This window comes from Anoxybacillus sp. EFIL, from assembly GCF_013096955.1.
Lineage (GTDB): Bacteria > Bacillota > Bacilli > Bacillales > Anoxybacillaceae > Anoxybacillus > Anoxybacillus ayderensis.
In genome coordinates, this window is sequence record NZ_SDLH01000062.1 from 1 (window position 1) to 466 (window position 466).

Sequence of the window (466 nt, forward strand, 5' to 3'; positions counted from 1 at the left end):
ACCCGAAGTCGGTGAGGTAACCCTTACGGGAGCCAGCCGCCGAAGGTGGGGCAAATGATTGGGGTGAAGTCGTAACAAGGTAGCCGTATCGGAAGGTGCGGCTGGATCACCTCCTTTCTAAGGATAATGAGAAAAGCGGAGGCGACTGTTTAGCCCCGACAAGCGCTGGAGGGCCTGCGAGGAGGCTGTTGCCGCCACAGCAGGATCGAAGCGGCTCGAGGGGCTAGGAGCCGGAGCTAGACAATAAGAAAAGCGGAGAACTTTCGTTTGAAGCTAGACATCGTATAATAAAAAACGCTTTTTCGCTTCGTTTAGTTTTGAGGGAATATCCCTCAACTCGCGCCTGCGTCTGCGAGTGATTACGAAGATGATAAATTCCTCGGCGCATGGCAGCGAAGATGTAGCTTCAAGAAGAAGCCATGTTCTTTGAAAACTAGATAACAGGCTGAAAAGTGTGTTTAGTTAA

General features: G+C 50.9%; 1 rRNA gene. It reads left to right on the top strand.

Annotated features, from left to right (window positions below):
* Window positions 1-117, top strand: a 16S ribosomal RNA gene (locus ES017_RS15315); the annotation flags it as partial.
* Between the last annotated feature and the right edge of the window lie 349 nt (window positions 118-466).